The 16,358-nt window shown below is 36.0% G+C and carries 15 protein-coding genes; 8 read left to right on the top strand and 7 right to left on the bottom strand.

Translation table 11 applies throughout. The annotated features are described in order from the left end of the window. Positions 1 to 97: 97 nt before the first annotated feature. The 3 genes from AO58_RS0108770 to AO58_RS0108780 all read left to right on the top strand — a co-directional run bounded on the left by AO58_RS0108770 (position 98) and on the right by AO58_RS0108780 (position 3,502). A complete protein-coding gene (locus AO58_RS0108770) occupies positions 98 to 349 on the top strand; it encodes a type B 50S ribosomal protein L31 (protein ID WP_024981357.1) in 252 nt (83 codons plus the stop codon). Positions 350 to 514: 165 nt separating this feature from the next. Then, positions 515 to 1,690, top strand: a complete 1,176-nt coding sequence (locus tag AO58_RS0108775; RefSeq protein WP_024981358.1) for a GlmU family protein — start codon at positions 515 to 517, stop codon at positions 1,688 to 1,690. Positions 1,691 to 1,864: 174 nt separating this feature from the next. Continuing rightward, the gene (locus tag AO58_RS0108780; protein ID WP_024981359.1) at positions 1,865 to 3,502 is read left to right on the top strand and encodes an ABC-F family ATP-binding cassette domain-containing protein; all 1,638 of its coding nucleotides are present in this window, start codon (positions 1,865 to 1,867) and stop codon (positions 3,500 to 3,502) included. Positions 3,503 to 3,564: 62 nt separating this feature from the next. On the opposite strand, the gene AO58_RS0108785 is transcribed toward AO58_RS0108780, so the two are convergent. Genes AO58_RS0108785 through AO58_RS0108795 form a run of 3 tightly spaced genes read right to left on the bottom strand, consistent with a single transcriptional unit; the run spans position 3,565 to position 7,123 of the window. Further along, positions 3,565 to 4,725, bottom strand: coding sequence for an ABC transporter permease (locus tag AO58_RS0108785; protein WP_024981360.1), 1,161 nt, complete (start codon positions 4,723 to 4,725; stop codon positions 3,565 to 3,567). Continuing rightward, positions 4,722 to 5,681 carry an HlyD family secretion protein gene (locus AO58_RS0108790; RefSeq protein WP_024981361.1) on the bottom strand — a complete coding sequence of 320 codons (960 nt, stop codon included), beginning with the start codon at positions 5,679 to 5,681 and terminating at the stop codon, positions 4,722 to 4,724. Before AO58_RS0108790 ends, AO58_RS0108785 begins: the two co-directional genes overlap by 4 nt. A gap of 23 nt (positions 5,682 to 5,704) precedes the next feature. Continuing rightward, positions 5,705 to 7,123, bottom strand: a complete 1,419-nt coding sequence (locus tag AO58_RS0108795) for a TolC family protein (protein ID WP_051536651.1) — start codon at positions 7,121 to 7,123, stop codon at positions 5,705 to 5,707. A 166-nt stretch (positions 7,124 to 7,289) separates the two neighbouring features. On the opposite strand from AO58_RS0108795, the gene AO58_RS17565 reads away from it, so the two are divergent. From AO58_RS17565 to AO58_RS0108815, 3 genes are all read left to right on the top strand, one after another. Further along, complete coding sequence (locus AO58_RS17565) at positions 7,290 to 8,519, top strand: dermokine domain-containing protein (protein WP_024981363.1); 1,230 nt, start codon at positions 7,290 to 7,292, stop codon at positions 8,517 to 8,519. A 160-nt stretch (positions 8,520 to 8,679) separates the two neighbouring features. After that, complete coding sequence (locus AO58_RS0108810; RefSeq protein WP_024981364.1) at positions 8,680 to 9,612, top strand: peptidylprolyl isomerase; 933 nt, start codon at positions 8,680 to 8,682, stop codon at positions 9,610 to 9,612. A gap of 117 nt (positions 9,613 to 9,729) precedes the next feature. Beyond that, entirely contained in the window at positions 9,730 to 10,083 is a 354-nt protein-coding gene (locus AO58_RS0108815) for a tRNA-binding protein (RefSeq protein WP_024981365.1), read from the top strand. Here AO58_RS0108815 and AO58_RS0108820 read toward each other — a convergent pair. From AO58_RS0108820 to AO58_RS0108840, 4 genes are all read right to left on the bottom strand, one after another. Next, positions 10,052 to 10,624 (bottom strand): RBBP9/YdeN family alpha/beta hydrolase, encoded by a 573-nt coding sequence (locus AO58_RS0108820; RefSeq protein ID WP_024981366.1) that lies wholly within the window; start codon positions 10,622 to 10,624, stop codon positions 10,052 to 10,054. The two genes, AO58_RS0108815 and AO58_RS0108820, sit on opposite strands and share 32 nt — an antisense overlap. Beyond that, positions 10,621 to 11,451 carry an alpha/beta hydrolase gene (locus tag AO58_RS0108825; RefSeq protein WP_024981367.1) on the bottom strand — a complete coding sequence of 277 codons (831 nt, stop codon included), beginning with the start codon at positions 11,449 to 11,451 and terminating at the stop codon, positions 10,621 to 10,623. The genes AO58_RS0108820 and AO58_RS0108825 overlap by 4 nt, the downstream gene beginning before the upstream one ends. Before the next feature lie 237 nt (positions 11,452 to 11,688). After that, positions 11,689 to 12,069: a PUR family DNA/RNA-binding protein gene (locus AO58_RS0108835; RefSeq protein ID WP_024981368.1), complete on the bottom strand. Its 381-nt coding sequence runs from the start codon at positions 12,067 to 12,069 to the stop codon at positions 11,689 to 11,691. Between the two features lie 64 nt (positions 12,070 to 12,133). Next, positions 12,134 to 13,912 (bottom strand): ABC transporter ATP-binding protein, encoded by a 1,779-nt coding sequence (locus AO58_RS0108840; RefSeq protein ID WP_024981369.1) that lies wholly within the window; start codon positions 13,910 to 13,912, stop codon positions 12,134 to 12,136. 179 nt (positions 13,913 to 14,091) lie between these two features. Between AO58_RS0108840 and AO58_RS0108845 the strand changes: the two genes are divergently transcribed. After that, entirely contained in the window at positions 14,092 to 15,195 is a 1,104-nt protein-coding gene (locus AO58_RS0108845; protein ID WP_024981370.1) for a Glu/Leu/Phe/Val family dehydrogenase, read from the top strand. A 191-nt stretch (positions 15,196 to 15,386) separates the two neighbouring features. Further along, positions 15,387 to 16,298, top strand: coding sequence for a transcription antitermination factor NusB (gene nusB / locus AO58_RS0108850; RefSeq protein ID WP_024981371.1), 912 nt, complete (start codon positions 15,387 to 15,389; stop codon positions 16,296 to 16,298). The last annotated feature ends 60 nt before the right edge of the window (positions 16,299 to 16,358 follow it).

Consider the following 16,358-nt stretch of genomic DNA (forward strand, 5'->3'; position numbering starts at 1 on the left):
TAGTGTAAATAAAAAGTTATAAGATGTTTATACCTTTTCACTCAGAAGAAAAGCTGCAAAACAAATTATAATTGAACTAATAAAAAAAAGATTTAAGATGAAAAAAGGTATTCACCCAGAGAATTACAGATTAGTTGCTTTCAAAGACATGTCAAATGACGATGTTTTTATTACTAAATCTACAGCAGAAACTAAAGAAACAATTATTCACGAAGGCGTTGAATATCCAGTAGTAAAAATGGAGATTTCTAGAACTTCTCACCCTTTTTACACAGGTAAATCTAAACTTATCGATACTGCAGGACGTATTGATAAATTCAAAACTAAATACGCAAAACACGTTAAATAATTTTAACTCGTTTTTAAATTCAGCAAAGCCTTTCTTTACAGAGAGGCTTTTTTTGTGATCGTAATTCGGTTTACAGACCTGGCGTCTTTAATTTATACCATAAAATAATTTAACTTTGTGCGCGATAGCCAAATCGAAATAAAACAATAGCCAAATTAAATTTTTATGAACTACATACTTTTTGACGGACCCGCTCGAAATGCTTTGTTACCGTTTACCTTTACCCGACCCGTTGCAGATATTCTGGTGGGTATTATGACCATTCGTCAAAAATGGGAATTGCACCTTGGGTCGACTACCACAACTTTGACCGAAGAGTATTTATCGGACAAATATCCGATGGTTGAATTAGAAGGAAATGTCATGATCAATGCGTCTTTTTTGCCTAATGCTATTTTGGCCGAATTAGTGAGTAACCTTGAAGCCAATCAAGCTATTTTTAAGAAAGATGAAATCATTGCTTTTTATACATCCGAAAATCAAGAAGAAGTCGATTTTGATACGTATGAAATTATAGAATACAACGACGATTGTATTACTATTGAAAATACTTGGGATATTTTTTCAAAAAATGATGCTGCTATTCGAGAAGATTTTGAGTTTTTGACTCAAGATAGAAGATCGCAACAAATACCTAAAAGTGTCAATGTCATTGCTCCCGAGAATGTCTTTATCGAAGAAGGTGCGAAATTAGAGTTTGTGACGTTGAACGCTTCGTCTGGACCCATTTATATTGGTAAAGATAGCGAGATTATGGAGGGTTCTGTGATTCGTGGCCCTTTCGCTTTATGTGAAAAGGCACAAGTAAAAATGGGATCAAAAGTCTATGGTGCTACCACAGTAGGGCCAGGGTCTCGAATTGGTGGAGAGGTTAAAAACTCGGTTGTTTTTGCCAACGCAAATAAAGGCCATGAAGGGTTTTTAGGAGATTCGGTTTTGGGCGAATGGTGTAATATTGGTGCTGATAGTAACAATTCAAATCTTAAAAACAACTATGAAGAAGTGCGTTTGTGGAGCTATGAAACTGAGGGTTTTGCAAAAACAGGGCTTCAGTTTTGTGGCTTAATGATGGGCGACCATAGTAAGTGTGGTATCAATACGATGTTCAATACTGGGACTGTAGTAGGAGTGAGTGCTAATATTTTTGGCAGTGGGTTTCCTAGAAATTTTGTTCCGAGTTTTTCATGGGGAGGAGCTTCTGGATTTACGACATATTTGACCAAAAAAGCTTTTGAAACTGCACGATTGGTCATGTCGCGTCGCAATGTGGCTTTTGATGAAAAAGAAGCAGCTATTTTAGAACATGTTTTTGAAGTGACCAAAAAATATCGCAAAGAATAGTTAGCGCTTCAACTATTTATAGAAAATGCCTTTTCGTTTTGGAGAGGCATTTTTTATTGTACATAATCAGGTTAGCAATTGCGCAATTCTTTATTTAAACTATCTTTGCACCTTCAAAATTTTGGCGTTCGAAATCATCTGATTTTTAACCTCTAACCTTTTATTTTTAAATTAATGATTACAGTAAACGATATTGCCGTTGAATTTGGTGGCACAACGCTGTTTAGCGAAGTTACATTTGCTATCAACGAAACTGATAAAATTGCCCTTATGGGTAAAAATGGAGCAGGAAAATCTACTTTGTTAAAAATCGTTGCAGGTGCAAATAAGCCTACTCGCGGTATTATTTCGGCGCCAAGTGATGCGGTGGTGGCTTACTTGCCACAGCATTTATTGACGGAAGATAATTGTACTGTTATGGAAGAGACATCCAAAGCTTTTGCGGGTGTTTTGAATATGAAAAAAGAAATTGACGAAATCAATGAGCAATTAACGATTCGTACGGATTATGAAAGTGATGAATACATGAAATTGATTGAACGAGTTTCAGAACTTTCAGAAAAATATTATTCTATTGAAGAGGTTAATTACGAAGCTGAAGTTGAAAAAATATTAAAAGGTTTAGGTTTTGAAAGAGAAGATTTTAGTCGTCCAACGAAAGAGTTTTCTGGTGGTTGGAGAATGCGAATTGAATTGGCGAAAATTCTTTTGACAAAACCTGATTTGATTCTACTCGATGAGCCCACCAATCACTTGGATATGGATAGTATCGAATGGTTGGAAGACTTTTTGATTAATCAAGCCAAAGCGGTAATGGTAATTTCTCACGATAGAGCTTTTGTAGATAATATTACAAATAGAACGATCGAAGTGACAATGGGAAGAATTTACGACTACAAAGCCAAATATTCTCACTATTTAGAGTTGCGAAAAGACAGACGCGTTCACCAGCAAAAGGCATACGATGAGCAACAAAAATTTATAGCAGATAATCAAGCATTCATTGAGCGTTTTCGCGGTACTTTTTCTAAAACCGATGCCGTGCAATCTCGTGTCAGAATGTTAGAGAAAATTGTTCCAATTGAAGTAGATGAAATTGATACTTCGGCTTTAAAATTGAAATTTCCACCATCGGCTCGTTCAGGTCAATATCCAGTTATTGTTAAAGATTTGGAAAAGTCGTATGGTGATAAATTGATTTTTAAAGATGCCAATTTAGTCATTGAGCGCGGACAAAAAGTGGCTTTCGTAGGTAAAAATGGTGAAGGTAAATCTACGATGATTAAAGCCATTATGAAAGAAATTGAAATTAATGGAGGTTCTGTAGAAGTTGGACACAATGCACAAATTGGTTATTTTGCTCAAAATCAAGCAGCAATGTTAGATGAAAATGCTACCATATTTGAAACCATTGATAGAATTGCAGTGGGTGATGTTCGAACTCAAATAAAAAATATTCTTGGCGCGTTTATGTTTCAAGGAGATGATATTCAAAAGAAAGTAAAAGTGCTTTCTGGGGGAGAAAAAACGCGTTTGGCCATGATTAAATTGTTATTAGAACCCGTAAATCTTCTAATTCTGGATGAGCCTTCCAATCACTTGGATATGAAAACTAAAGATATTATTAAAGATGCGTTGCGTGATTTTGACGGAACTTTAATTCTAGTTTCGCACGACAGGGATTTTCTTGACGGATTGGCCACAAAAGTTTTCGAGTTTGGAAACAAACGAGTGATAGAACATTTTGAAGACATCAAAGGTTTTCTTGCTCATAAGAAAATGGATAGTATGCGAGAAATCGAAAAGAAATAATTTAGTTTTTCTAAAATATAAAAAAAGGCAAGTGGTTCGTTCACTTGCCTTTTTTGTGTTTTTTATGATTCTGCTTGTGTTACCTTTTTGCTTTTGAAATACAAGGCAATGAAAGATAATATGGAGCAGACGAGCCCAATAATGATCATGTTTATAATGGAGCTTCGTACTTGGTAGAGCGATCCTTCTTCAATGATTAAGGTTCTAAAAGCTTTTAAAAAGTGGGTTAATGGAATTACATTCGCAACACCCTGAACCCAATTGGGCATTTGACTTAGCGGCCAGCTGAAACCACTCAAAATAAAACTAGGTGTGGCAATGACCATTAGAATTTCGGTGGCTTTTAGTTGACTTGGGATCAATATGGAGACCAAAATGCCAATAAAAGAAACCGAAAGTATAAAAATTCCCGCGACTAGTGTCAGTTCTGGTAAGTTAGTAAAGAAGGGAATTCGGAAATAAAAAGTAAAAAACCAATACATCAGCCACACGCCAAAACTCATGATTAGATATGGGAGTATTTTGATCACCATCATTTGTATTATAGAATTGCTTTTTTGTACTAAAAAAGAAAACGTTCCATTTTCAAATTCTGAAGCAAAAGACAAGGCTAATGCCAAAAGCATGACTTGTTGTAATACTGCAGCCAATACTCCGGGCCACAAGTAATACATGTAGTTGGTGCTACGGTTGAATTTTTTTATGAAGGTAGTTTTGAATGGTTCGTATTGTGAGCTAATGGCTTTTTCGGGGATTCCTTGTTTACGCAACGTTTCCATTTGAACGCCAGCTTTCAACGTTCCTAAGCACACTTGTATGGCTGTTGAGGCATAATTGGCTGTTAAAATATTGGCCGTGTTGACAATAGTAGTGATTTCGGGGTATTTTTTGGTGAACACCATTTTTTGAAATCCTTTTGGAATAATGACAACGCTATTGGCTTCGAGTTCAATGACATGATCGGATAGGTTGTTTTGGTCGTAAAGTACTTTAGCAACATTTATGACTTCGTCGTCGTTAAACATTTCAATGGCTTTGGCGCTCATTTCAGATTGATCCAAGTCTACTACGAGTATCGGTAAGTCGGTTACTTTTCCTTTGCTATAGACATATCCTAACAAGATAGCATAAAGTAATGGAGCCCCAATAAATAGCATTCGGAGAATGTTGTTTTGCCAAAACAATCCAAATTCTCTTTTGAATAAAAAAAGGAAATTTTTCATGATTTAAGAGCTATGGTTGCGGTGGTTTTCGAAATTAAGTCCTTGGTTTCAGAAGGGTTGGTAGGGGTGATTTTAATTTCAAAAAGACTTTCTTGTAATTCATAATCTGGATATGCCGTTGCAATATTTCCGTAAGCACTTAATTGTTTTATAGATGTTACAACACCTTGAATGGTTTGTTTAGAGTACGGAATGGTTACGCTAACTGTTTCTCCTTTTTTGTATAGGTTCAATTTACTTTCAGGCAGTGTAAAACGGAAAGTAACACTGTTTTTGATGTTGCCATTAAAAAGGGTGTAGCCAGGTAAAGCTAATTCGCCTAAACTTAATGTTATGGTTTCGATTGACATATCTTGTGGTGCAATAACAAAGCGTTCTTGTTCTGCAGTTTCTACTTCTAGTAAGGCGCCATAGGCTCTTTCTTGTTGTCCTAAGGCCATGGTTTGTTGTTCTATTCTTGCGCCTTTTTTAGCGTCGTCTATTTCGGCTTGTACTGCATTATATTGTGCTAAAGCGCCTTGGTATTTGGCAAAAGTTTCGTCGTAGGTTTGCTGGGAAACTAAGGAGTCTTTGAGCATGTTTTTTAGTCTTTGAATGGATTTTTGAGCAAATTCAAATTGTTCTTTTAGTCCCATTCTTTTGGCTTCTAACTGCTTCATTTGATTGTCTGTTGCTCCTTTTAAAGCCATTGTATATTGTGCTTTAGCACTCACAACGGCTCCTTTGGCTTGGTTTTTCTTTGCGTCAACTTCTGGAATATCCAATTGCGCTAAGGTATCTCCTTTTTTGACCCAATCTCCTTCTTTTACAAACAAGCGGACAATCTTACCCGGCACTTTACTGACCACAGCAATTTGTTCGTATTCTACCTTGCCTTGAATAATTGTATTTTTTTTTGTTTTTTGACAGCTAAAAAATGTAAGGGTCAAAAGTAATAGTGTAGCTATTTTTTTCATAATAATAGGTCTCAAATAATAAATTATTGTGTCTTGATCTTTTTAGACAAGTCTCCTGTTGTGATTATAGTTTCAATAGTGGCTAGTCGTTGTTCAATGATGGTGTTGATTTTGCTTACCGCGCTTTTGAATACATCATTTTCTGCTTCTAAACGCTCCGATATGGTAATTAAGCCTTCTTTGTATTGTTTTACGGATAGTATTAGGTTATTGGAAGCTATCTTTTCTTGTTGTGAAGTAATATTGATTTTTTGATTCAAAACGGAGTAGTTTACTAGGTTGTTTTCTAGTAATAAGTTTAATTTTTCTTTCGAATCATCTATTTGATTCTGAACTTGCTTAATGTTGATTTTGGCTTCATGTACTTTGTGTTCTCTTTCAAATCCGGCAAAAATTTCCCATTTTAGTGCTGCTCCAATCATCCAATTATTGCTAATGGTTAGTTCGTTAAGACCTAAATACAAAGCTTCGTTAATTCCGGTTATAACAGGAGTAGTGGCTTTTGCATCAAACAGACTAGAGTAAGTAACACCTCCAAATGCACCTAGTGTGGGTAAATAAGCGCCTTTTTCTTTCTTTAACAAAAATTCATAAGCCGTTTTAAAGGACTCTAAAGCTTTAATTTCTTCTTTGTTTTCAATGCCTAAACTAATGTCTGAAAGTAGGAACGGAGACAAGGTATATATGACTTTATCAATTTCGGCTTCTGTATAACCGGTCAATTGTTCAATTTTTTTATAGACTAGTTTTCTTTTGCCTGTTAATTCTATTCTTTTAGATTCTAATTCAAGCGAAGCTAGTTTTATTTTATCTCTATCATAGGGAATGGCCAAACCTTGGGCGATAGCCTTAGAGATTCTTTTGTTCTCGGTTTCAAGTCGACGATCGCTATCGTTAATTAGATTTTCTATGGTTTTTAAAAGGACTAGTTGGTCAAAAGTATTGATGACCTCTTTGATAATGCTGTTTTTTTCGGATTGTTGTAAGTACTCTGATCCTTTAGTTTTTGCTTTAATGGCTTTTGCAGCATTTGGAATTTGAAAACCACTAAACAGTATCGTTTTGGCCATTACACTACCATTGAAAAGGTTTCCGTAGTTGTTAAAGCTAGTTTTACCGTCAAATAGAGGATAGTTGACTATTGGTACTTGTGTAGTAGGCAAATCAACGGTTAGTTTATTGTCAAAATAAGAGTATAGCGCGCTTGCTTCAATTTTGGGAATATACTTGTTCCAGATTTCTTTTTCTTGAAGTTGTAATCTTTCAATTTCTAAAGATTTGTTTTTTAGCGCGTAATTTTTTTCTAATGCTTGATTGATGGCTTCATTTAAGCTTGTAGAAACGGTAATTTGCCCATAACTAGCCCATGTAAAGCCTAAATAAAAAAGAACGTTTTTTGTAATCCGAAAGAGTCTTGACGGATCAAAAATCAATTTTTTCATAGTTTTTTTTTCAAATTGATATAAAAAGTGGCATTGAATTTGTTTGTTGTTCCGTAAAATTACTAAAAATGCGAGTATTTTTTTTGTATTTAACATGGTATTTGCATTAAACCTAGGAGTGTTTTTTTTATCTTAGACATTCATAAACATTTTAAAACATTATAAAATGAAACATTTCTTCACTTTTCTTACTCTTGTCTTTGTCAGTAGTATCAGTTTTTCTGGTTATGCTCAGTATGCAGATGAGCCAGAAGCTTTGGATTTACCGGGAGATAATTTGAATTTAGTTGCGGTTTTGGATGTTTTTCAAAAATCGAAAACATTAGAGGATTTTGAGACCGCCATCAACAATCCTGAAACTAAAATCAATAATTTGGATTTGAATAATGATAACACAATTGACTACATTCAGGTGGTAAGTGAAAAAAAAGACAACACCCACTTTATCGTTTTGCAAATTGCTGTGAATCAAAGTCAAAAACAAGATGTTGCCGTTATTGAAGTAGAAAGAAATAAAAAAGGCGAAATTATTGTTCAAATTATTGGTGATGAGGAATTGTATGGCAAAAATTACATTGTAGAGCCAAACGATGTCTCGCAAAGGTTGGATACCCCTAATCCTGGGTATACAGGGAATAGCACTACAATTATCAACAATACAACGAATAACTATTCTTCTGATTCGGGTACCACGGTGAGTGCTTGGCCAGTAATTATCCATTTGTTTTCACCATTTTTCATTGCATGGCATTCTCCTTGGCGATGGGGTTATTATCCTTCGTATTGGAGACCTTGGAGACCAGTATATTATTACGATTATTGGGGGTATCACAGACGTTATCATAATCATTATTATTATCGTCGTACAGCTATACTTAGGGCGCCATACTATCGCACCTATTATTCCAATCGTAGAGTATATTCACCTATTGTAGTCAATAACCGTGTCAATGGTTTATATCGATCTACTTACAATGGCAAGGTGTATAAAAAACCGGTTTATCCGGGTGTTCGTCCTAGTGGTTCTAATCGACCTACAGCCAATCGACCTACTACGTTGCCGTCTAACACAGGAAATAGACCTTCTGGCTCAAATACTGGAACGAATCGCCCAGGAACCAATCGCCCTACTACGTTGCCGTCTACTGGCACGAACAGACCTACTGCTCCTAATACAGGAGCAAATCGTCCCGTTACTTTACCGTCCAATCAAAATACGGGTTCTACTAGACCGGTAAGTCCAAGTACAAGACCGAGTACTCCTTCTACTAGGCCTACCACTAGACCCGCTAGTTCTTCTAGTCGTCCAGTAACTAGACCCGCAGCTAGACCGGCATCAAATCCTGTTTCTCGACCAGCTGGAGGTAATAGGGCAAATGCAAGAGGGAATAATTGATTTAGATCTTGAAATGGTTGTTTTTTTTCCAATGCAAAAAGATTTAAAATTTATTTTTAATGAAATGCAGTAGGAGTAAGTTGTAACTATTAATTTGAATTAGTAGAAATTGATATCGAGTTTATTTTGTAAATTTGCTGCTCAATAAAAAAAAAGAATAATGGAAAACGGAATATACGCTAAATTTAATACCTCAAAAGGTGAAATTCTAGTAAAATTAACGCATGACTTAACTCCAGGAACCGTAGGTAACTTTGTTGCCTTGGCAGAGGGAAACATGGAAAATAAAGTAAAGCCTCAAGGCGTAAAATACTATGATGGTTTGTCTTTTCACCGTGTAATTCCTGATTTTATGATCCAAGGTGGTTGTCCACAAGGTACGGGTACAGGGGATCCAGGGTATAAATTTGATGATGAGTTTCATCCTTCATTAAAACATGATCGTCCAGGGGTTTTGTCTATGGCTAATGCTGGGCCAGGTACTAATGGTTCTCAGTTTTTTATTACACACGTTCCGACAAGTTGGTTGGATAATAAACATACCGTATTTGGTCATGTAATAGAAGGTCAGTCTGTTGTGGATGCAGTAGCTCAAGGTGATCAACTAGAGACTTTAGAGATTATTCGTGTTGGGGATGAGGCTAAAAACTGGAATGCAATCGAAGCGTTTATTAGTTTAAAAGGAACAAGAATGCAACGTGAAGCAGCTTTGAAAGCCGAAGCAGAAGCGAAAATGGAGCAATTAGCTGCTGGTTTTGAGAAAACAGCTAGTGGATTGCGTTACCAATTCATTCAAAGAGGTTCTGGAAAAAAAGCCGAAAACGGAAAAACGGTAGCGGTACACTATGAAGGTTCTCTTGAAAATGGAAAAGTTTTTGATTCATCTTACCCAAGAAAAAAACCAATCGAATTTCGTTTAGGTCAAGGACAAGTAATTGAAGGCTGGGACGAAGGTATTGCTTTGTTGCAAGTAGGTGATAAAGCTCGTTTTGTAATTCCGTCTGATTTGGCTTACGGACCAAGTGGAGCAGGAGGTGTAATACCACCACACGCTACTTTGATCTTTGACGTAGAATTGATGGACGTGAAATAATAGTTTTTATTCTACTTCTTATAAGTAATCAGTTCATCTGATATAAATTAGAAATCTCAAAGCAGTACTGTTTTGAGATTTTTTTTGTAGTATTGATTATTATAAAAATAAGAGGTTATGAATTTTGAAAATCAAACACCGCTCAATTGGCAGGAATTTGAACGGGTAGAAATGAGGGTAGCTACAGTGATAGATGTCCTTGATTTTCCTGAAGCCAAAAAACCAGCGTATCAACTTATTCTTGATTTTGGTACTGAATTAGGTATTAGGAGATCTTCGGCGCAAATTACGATGCGTTACCAAAAAAAGGATTTGGTAGGACGACAAGTTGTTGCAGTGGTTAACTTTCCCAAAAAACAAATTGGTAAGTTTATGAGCGAATGTTTGGTTTTGGGGGCTGTAGGAAACTCAGGTGATGTGGTGTTATTAGCTCTGGATTTTAAAGTGGAGAATGGTTTGAGAATTTTGTAATGGCCATTTCAGTCAAGCGGAAGGCTATGTTTTTGCCTTCTTCCCAATCGCCTAAGTTAGAATCTGAGTTAATGTGGCCTTTCTTTCCTATGTTAATAAATTCACTGTCCCAAGTACTAGCAAGTTGTTTGGCTCGGGGTAAGGTCATGTAAGGATCATTTTCGCTACCAACTACAATTGTAGGAAATGGCATTTTTTCTCTTGGAATGGGAGCGAAGTTCCAAATTATTTCAGGCGTATGATTTACAGATTCAACATCGGCCGGTGCTACTAGTAATGCTCCGATGATGTTGGGATGCTGGTATTTTTGAGTCCAATGCGCTACTAAAATTGTAGACAAACTGTGTGCAATAAGAATTGTAGGATGTTCCAAAGTTTGAAGGGTTTGGTTAAGCCGATCCAGCCATTCGTCGAGCTGAGGTTTATCCCAATTGTCCTGTTTTATTTTGGTGGTATTTGGTAGCTGTTTGAGCCAATAGCTTTGCCAATGTTGTGGTCCTGAGTCGCCAAGGCCTGAGAGTATTAGAAAATGTGGTATCATTTGGTTTGAGATAGGAATTGACTTCTTTTGTTGATTTCTTTAATGACCAAGGGTAGTGCAGGTTCTATCATGCCGTGATCGTATCCATCCAGTTCGTATAGTGTGGTGGCGGTGTGGCCTTTGATCTTCATCATGCGCATCATGTAAGCGTTTTCTTCGTAGCGGCCTAGCAGTTCTAATTCGCGATCACCTGTAATCAATAGTAAAAGTGGTGCGTCTGCTCGAACATGATAAAGAGGAGCGAATTCATCAATAAGTGGTTGTGTTTCGGGTATGCCTCTCTCTTTTCGGTTTTCGAAGTGGGTGATGACTTGGCCACTAAGTGGAATAAGCCCTGCGATTTTGTTGGCATCTATGTTGTGTGCTTGGAGCCATTTTTTATCTAAGCCTGTCATCATGGCTAAATAGCCTCCTGCAGAATGTCCTGAAACAAATAATAGTGCGTTGTTTCCGCCATATTTCTCAATGTTTTTGAAAGTCCATGCTATTGCTGCTGCGGCATCTTCAATGCAATTTTTGACTTTTACTTTAGGGGAAAGACGATAGTTTACGCCAATAATTGCGAACCCTTTTTCTTTTAAGCCTGCTAAAATTTCTTTATTTCCCCCCGTTAACCCGCCGCCATGAAACCAAATAAGGGTAGCGAAATTTTTGGTGTTCTTGGGGTAATACAAGTCCAATACACATCTTTCTTTGAGGTAGGTATCTTGTTTAGTGTTGTATTCGGGGTAATAGGGAAGATTGTTGATTTGAACGTATTCGGTTTTTTGGGCCCAGTTGGCGGAATAAATTAATAGTGATAGGAGTAGTACAAGTGTTTTTTTCATGCTGTTTTTTTTAAAACCTAAATATACTCAATTTTGTGTTTTTATGGAGTTAAAAAGTTATGAAAAAGAGGGTTTCTTTTATAGCCCTGATGGGAACGGCATCCTTGCTTGGCGGGGTTCGCCGAGCAAGATATAGTGTACAGCAGGAGGGATTGTCTGGTAAAAAAGGGTTGAGGTGCTTCAAAAAAAAAGTCCAAAAATCAAATGACTTTTGGACTCGTTTTGTAGTTTGTTTTCTTAAATGTCGTCAAAATCGATATCGGTAAAGCTGGATACTTTTGGAGTGGTTTCAAGCTCTGTTGTCTCGGTATTGAATTCGCGTTTAAAATCTTTTTGATGTCTTTCAGAAATTACCTCTTCGCCTTTATGGTTCAAAATGTATGAAGTCATATCGCCTAAAATTTCTTCAAAAGCAGCAAAATCTTCTTTGTATAAGTAAATTTTGTGTTTTTTGAAGTGGAAAGACCCATCTTCTTCGGTGAATTTTTTGCTTTCGGTAATGGTAATGTAGTAATCGTCTGCCTTGGTGGCTCTTACGTCAAAAAAGTAGGTTCTTCTTCCAGCGCGAAGCACTTTAGAGTAAATTTCTTCTTTTTCTAGCATGTCATTTTCTCTCATAATTCTTTCGATCCTTTTATTAATAGTAATCAAAAATGATAAAAAATTATCTATTTAGCAACATTTAGAGTAATTCTTTTTCTGAAAGTTGTTTTAAATATAGGGCTGCATAATAGCCTTCTTGGTTTATTAATTGATTATGAGTTCCTTGTTGTATGATTTTGCCGTTTTCAAGGATGATAATTTTGTCGGCATTTTTGGCTGACGAAATGCGGTGACTTACCACAATGGTGGTTTTGTCTTTGCAAATTTCGAATAAATTATTAAGGATCGCTTCTTCCGTTTCGGTGTCAACGGCAGATAAGCAATCGTCAAACAATAATATTTCTGGATTTTTAATGATGGCTCTAGCAATAGATACACGTTGTTTTTGTCCGCCCGAGAGTGTGATGCCTCGCTCTCCAAGAACGGTGTCATATCCTTTGTTGAAGCCTTCAATATTATCATGAACTACCGCGTTTTTCGCGGCTTGGAATACCTCGTTGTCAGATGCGTTTTCTTTACCAAATTTAATGTTGTTTTTGATGCTGTCAGAGAAAAGGAAGGCGTCTTGAGGTACAATTCCGATACTGTTTCTAAGATCGAATAAGTTCAATTGACTGATTTCTTTTCCGTCTATTTTGAGTTGTCCATTGGTTACGTCGTACATTCGAGAAATCAAGGCTAGTACTGTTGACTTTCCGGAACCGGTGTTACCTAAAATGGCAAGTGTTTCTCCTTTTTTTACGGTAAATGAAATGTTTTGTAAGGCTTCGATATTGGTGTCTTGATAGGTGTAGCTTACATTTTCGAAAGCAATATGGCCTTCTATTTTGCTATCGTTTTCGTTTTTATTTTGAATGTCTGGAACGATTTTTAAGAACTCGTTGAGTCTTTTTTGAGAAGCTTCGGCTTCTTGTACCATGGATGAAACCCATCCTAAAGAGGCTACCGGCCAAGTAAGCATGTTGACATATAGTATAAATTCGGCTATTGTTCCGATGCTTTTTATGGTGCCATCTATGTACAACATTCCTCCAAAATAAATAACAGCCAAGTTGCTAACGCCAATTAGTGCTAGCATTAAAGGGCCAAATAAGGATTGCGTACGTGCGAGATTCAAGCTTTTGCTTTTGCTTTCTTCTGCAAGATCCACTAGGTTGTTTTGTTGTTGGTTTTCTAGGGAATAGGCTTTGATGACGCGTATGCCTGAGAATATTTCTTGCGTAAAGCTGGAGATTTTGGATAAATATTGCTGAAAAATAGTACTTCTTTTATTGATTTCCGAGCTTACTTTAAAAATGGCATAAGATAAAAGTGGTAATGGTAATAAGGTGTATAGCGTAAGCGTGGGCGAAACGTTGTACATATAAGCGATCACGATAGCAAAACGAATAAAAGTATTGATCGAGTACATTACCGCTGGGCCAACATACATTCGTACTTTGGAGACATCTTCGCTAATACGGTTCATTAAATCGCCGGTGCGGTTTTGTTTGTAGAAGTTTTGGGATAGGTTTTCATATTGACGAAACACCTCGTTTTTTAAATCAAATTCGATATGGCGGGACATTACAATTAAAGTTTGACGCATTAAAAAGGTCAAAAATCCCGCAATGATCGTGGTGGCAATGATCAGCAGCACATTGTGAATGAGTTCTTCTTTGAAATCACGAATAACCAGTGTAGAGGCTTTTTCAATACTAGAAAGTTGATCAAATTTTTCAATGGCTTCTAAAGAACTACTGATTAGTTTGGGAGTAAACAATGAAAAAATCTGTGCTACTATTGTAATAACTATTCCAAGTGAAAAGCTGTATTTGTATTTTAAAAAGTACTTGTCTAAATAACGTAATTCTTTCATTTTTATAAGGTGCTGTCTGAATGTTTTTTGATAATAAAAAGAAGTTTATGAAAGTTTTGAAGGATTTATAATTATGATATATTTAAAATGTAGCTATAAAATTAGGTTATGTTTAATTATTTTATATTTTTGAATCGAAATTTTATCATATTTATAAAATCAAAAAAAACAACTTTCTTATGAATGCAACACTAGCAACCGCTAAGGAAATTCAAAAAATGGATCCAGTTTTTGGACAAATCTCGTTTGATGACCATGAACAAATTGTGTTTTGCAACGACAAAGATACAGGTTTAAAAGCAATTATTGGTATTCATAATTCGGTAATGGGGCCTGCTTTAGGAGGTACACGAATGTTTAATTATACCAATGAGTGGGAAGCTTTAAATGATGTTTTGCGTTTGTCACGTGGAATGACCTTTAAATCGGCCATTACAGGGTTAAATATTGGTGGAGGAAAAGCGGTAATTATAGGTGATGCCAAAACGCAAAAAACTCCAGAATTGATGCGTAAATTTGGTGAATTTGTACATTCATTAAGTGGAAGATATATTACAGCCGAAGATGTTGGAATGGAAACTGCCGATATGGACATCGTGAGAGATGTGACTCCTTATGTTACAGGAATCTCAGAAGAAAGAGGTGGAGCTGGAAATCCATCGCCAGTAACTGCTTTTGGTGTGTATATGGGAATGAAAGCTGCAGCAAAACAACAATTTGGTTCGGATGTGCTAACTGGAAAGAAGGTTTTGGTGCAAGGAATTGGTCACGTAGGAGAAGCTTTGGTAGAATATTTGACTAAAGAAGGCGCTTTGGTGACGATTACAGATATTAATGAAGAGCGTTTGTATGAAGTAGGAAAAAAATACAATGCCACGGTGTATACAGGTAGTGATGTGTATTCAGAAGCAGTAGATATTTACGCGCCATGTGCTATGGGAGCCACAATTAACGATGATACAGTACGTAAAATACAAGCCAAAGTAATTGCTGGCGCAGCCAATAATCAATTAGCTAATGAAGTAGTTCACGGTGCAATTTTGCAAGAACGAGGTATTTTGTATGCGCCAGATTTCTTAATCAATGCAGGTGGAATCATCAATGTATATGCGGAATTAGCACATTACGGAAAAGCAGAAATCATGGCTAAAACCGAAAATATTTACAATACTACTTTAGAAATTTTTGATTTTGCATTAGCAAATAAAATGACAACTCATCAGGCGGCATTAACTATCGCACAGCAACGTATTGCAGAGCGTAAGTTAGCTAACAGCAAATAAGAATTTTGTGATTGTACAGCGCTTCAATTAGTGAATGTTTTTTCGAATCATTCATTAATTGGGGCGCTTTTTTATTTATAAAATAAAATACCTTGCAAATTTTCATTTAAGAGATGAAATTCTTAATTTTGCCAGCTAATTTTTAAAGTTCTTACAAGGTGGTAAACAGAAGACACATTCGAGTTAAAGTCATGCAATCCATTTATGCAATCCATCAAAATGGTTCGGATACGCTTGAAAAAGAAGAAAAATTTCTTTTTTACAGTATTGATAGCATTCTAGATTTATATCTAACAATGGTTTCTTCTTTGTTAGAAATATGTAAAAAAGAACAAGTTTTTTTACACCTCTCCAGTAAAAAACACCTAGCAACTGCCCAAGAACGCAATCCTAACGAAAAATTTATCAAAAATGCTGTTTTTCAGATTTTGGCAGAGAATAATTCTTTGAGTATTGCTATGGAAAATCGCAAAATCAACAATTGGACTTTAAATGATGATTATATTATCATTTTGTTGAATGCGGTAAAGCAAAGTAAGCTGTATGCAGAGTACATGAAAAATTCGGTGAATACTTTTGAGGAAGACCGCGATTTTATTGCAGCAATTTTTGAAGAGGTTATTGTTCCAAACGAGAAATTGTATGAATATTTGGAAGATGATAAGTTGACTTGGATTGATGATATTCCGATGGTGAATACTCATATTTTAAAGCAATTAAAAGCTTTAAAACCACTTGAAGAGGATAATTTTAGAGTGCCAAAACTATACAAGGATACCGAAGATAAAGAATATGTTCGCGATTTATTCCGAAAAACCCTTTTGAACGAAAAGGAATTGGCCAAAACTTACGACGATAAAACACCTAACTGGGACAGTGATCGTATTGCAGAAATCGATACGATCATCTTAAAAATGGCAATTTGTGAGTTCTTGAAGTTTCCATCGATACCAGTAAAAGTAACTTTGAATGAATATTTAGAGATTGCCAAAGAGTATTCTACTCCAAAAAGTAGTATTTTTATCAATGGAATTTTAGATAACTTGGTCAAAGAATTGACTGAAAGCAAGAAATTGGTTAAAGTAGGAAGAGGATTGCTATAGTGCTGGTGTTGTCGCCGATCGTCTTTAGTAATTAATAAACAGAATTAAAACAAAACTAAG

The sequence above is a fragment of the Flavobacterium succinicans LMG 10402 genome, assembly GCF_000611675.1.
Classification (GTDB): domain Bacteria; phylum Bacteroidota; class Bacteroidia; order Flavobacteriales; family Flavobacteriaceae; genus Flavobacterium; species Flavobacterium succinicans.